The 2545-nt window shown below is 63.2% G+C and carries 4 protein-coding genes; 2 read left to right on the forward strand and 2 right to left on the reverse strand.

Translation table 11 applies throughout. The features are described 5' to 3' along the window. Nucleotides 1-354: 354 nt before the first annotated feature. Nucleotides 355-558, reverse strand: a complete 204-nt coding sequence (locus tag AC5RWU_RS24085) for a hypothetical protein (protein ID WP_493986690.1) — start codon at nucleotides 556-558, stop codon at nucleotides 355-357. Continuing rightward, nucleotides 552-1109: a hypothetical protein gene (locus tag AC5RWU_RS24090; protein WP_493986691.1), complete on the reverse strand. Its 558-nt coding sequence runs from the start codon at nucleotides 1107-1109 to the stop codon at nucleotides 552-554. Before AC5RWU_RS24090 ends, AC5RWU_RS24085 begins: the two co-directional genes overlap by 7 nt. A gap of 422 nt (nucleotides 1110-1531) precedes the next feature. Between AC5RWU_RS24090 and AC5RWU_RS24095 the strand changes: the two genes are divergently transcribed. Beyond that, the gene (locus tag AC5RWU_RS24095) at nucleotides 1532-2005 is read left to right on the forward strand and encodes a Zn-ribbon domain-containing OB-fold protein (RefSeq protein ID WP_493986692.1); all 474 of its coding nucleotides are present in this window, start codon (nucleotides 1532-1534) and stop codon (nucleotides 2003-2005) included. 97 nt (nucleotides 2006-2102) lie between these two features. Further along, nucleotides 2103-2543 carry a MaoC family dehydratase gene (locus AC5RWU_RS24100; protein ID WP_494037351.1) on the forward strand — a complete coding sequence of 147 codons (441 nt, stop codon included), beginning with the start codon at nucleotides 2103-2105 and terminating at the stop codon, nucleotides 2541-2543. The last annotated feature ends 2 nt before the right edge of the window (nucleotides 2544-2545 follow it).

Raw genomic sequence — 2545 nt, forward strand, 5'->3', positions numbered from 1 at the left:
CTTGCTTGTTTGGCATTGGATCTCCTCTTGCGTCTCAGACAACCAAATGATCGGTTGAATCACCCTAGCAGGCAACTGGCCCTGACGGCTACATCTCATCCCGCTCGATGGTGACGCGGGGCATTGTGGGGACTCTATGGTGCCGAGCGCTTTGCGGCTCCTGCGGACGGCCGGGTGCTGTGCGGGATGCAATAGGGCCCGGGGGATCATGTCAAGATGCCCGCGTAGATTGATTCGTGGAATCATTTGATTTTGCCCGCATGACAGGTTGGGGTCGTCCGCCTTGTTTTGCTGTTGTCAGGATGAGCAGTTCGGCGCAGAGGGCCTGGACCTGGCGCTGGATGGCTGCCGGGTTCAGGGGCGTGTTTTCCTTGTCAGTCTGGTCCTGACGGCCTTGCGGACGGTGCCGGCATCCGTGATCATCCGCCGGTACGGCGTGGCCGGAGCGCCGTATTTCTTGCTGACCTTCGCCTCGTTTCTGACCTTTTCGATGAGCTTCTGCTGGGGTGCGAAGTGGTTGGCCGGCAGCCGCTGCAGCGCCCGGATCCGGTTCAGCAAGTCCAGAGCCGTTGCCCCGGGCCGATGCCCAGGATCGGGAACGGGAACCGCGCGGTGGCCTCCTTGAGCGCGGCGAACACCCATTTCTGGGCCTTGTTCTTCACCGAGACGGTCTCGGTCCAGCCGGTCGCGATGTCGGTGATATAGAGGGTAAAGCAGAACTCGCCCTTGCTGTTGCCGCCTTCGTGGCCGACCAGATCGATCTCCATGAACCCGGGATTGGCATCGTTCCACTCGGCCCAGGTACGCATCGGAATCGAGTCCTTGAGCAGCGTCCCGGGTTTGGTATGCGAGCGTCCCCGCGGATCCGGTTTTGCCCGATCGGCCTTGAGCCGGCGGTCGATCGTTGCCGGGGCGATCTTCAGCAGCAACTCCGCGGTCGCGTCATCGATCCGCAGTTCCTCAAACCGGCGCAGGCGCGGCACCAGGTCCGGCAGCGCCGCCGCGAGCAGCCGCCCGCACGGGATGCCCTGGACGGCCCGGCAGAACCGCAGCGCCTCGATCACCGGCTCCGGGTAGAGCGGCGGCCGCGGTTTGACAGGTTTGAGCACCAATGACTGCCGCAGCGCCCTGCGTGCGTGGTCCCGGTGTCAGCCCGTCAACGCGCACAACTCGTCCAGGATGGCCTTCTTGGCCGCCCGGTCCGACCGGGCATACCGGAGAGCAGTGGTTTTGGTGACAGCCCTGCGTTCACCCATCGACAGCTCCATGCTCAGCATGCCGGGCCGACGGACGCCGCCCCGGCAGACACGCCGCTACGCGGGCAACCTCAAATGATTCTTCGATAGCAGCTGCGCGGGCATCTTTGATGAGTCAACGCGTAGGGTTGACTCGTCGTAGGTCTTCTGCGAAGATCAACCAATCAACCGGTTGATTGCCGGCGATGTGAACGGCATGTTGCGCGAACAGTGTCGTCCACCATGCAGCCACTCGCGCCGGACGGGAATACCCGAGAGATGGAGCAGCTCGCACAGTGTCTACGAATCATTCCGTGATTGCCTCCTGCGACCTAGCGGGCGGCGGGACCGGCCTCGCTGAACAGTTCCGGTCTCTCACTGCCGACGAGCGGCGGGTTCTCGCCCAGGTGTGCGCCTGGTGCGACCACGCGCAGTTCCCCCCGATGCTGGCGTGCAGCAGCTGCCACTCGATGGACCTGAACTGGTGCGACGTCGGCGGCGATGCAACGGTGACAAGCTGGGTCACTGTCACCGGCGGTGAGGCCACGCCCGGTTACTCCGTGCCCAGAAGGCTTCTGGATCACATGCCGTATGCGACGGTCTTCGTCCAGCCGAACCTGATCGAGGAGAGCTTCCACATTCCGACCCTGATGACCGGACCCGACGTGGCGGATCTTCGCCCCGGGCTGCCGGTAAGGACGATTATCGCGGATGTCACCGGATCACCCGTGGCCACGGTCGAGCCGGTGGAAGCGGTTCGATCTTCCTGAACGAAGCCGCTCTGACCGGATGGTCTGGGCACGCAGCATGATCGTGGCTTGGCTCTCGTGGGCCAGGCCGAAGTGAGCTGCCGAGGAGAGGATTGAGATGAAGGTCTGGTTCGACGACTACGAGCAGGGTGAGACCATCCGTAGCCCGTACTTGAAGATTCGTGGAGATGGGGTGCGCGCCTACGCGAGCTACACCCACGATCTTCGGCCATTGCTCATGAGCAGCCCGGAGGACGATGCTCCGGAGCGTTTCGTGCCCCCGTTGTACACGCTCGCGGTCGGCATGTGTCTGTTGCAGCAGGCCCCCGGACGATCGTTCCTCCCAGAGAAGCTCGTGGCGTTCCTCCAGTTCGACTTCGTGGAGTTCCGCAACGAGCTGAACGTCGGAGACGTCATCTACAGTGCGGCGGTGGTCGAGGACCTCATTCCCAAGGGTAAGCGTGGCGAGATCGTGTTCTCGCATTCGACGTTCAACCAGCGTGACGAGGTCATCGTTTCGACGCGTTACGGCATGCTCGCGGAACGGAAGGGCGAATAGCA

The organism is Arthrobacter sp. B0427-1-12 (assembly GCF_059092905.1).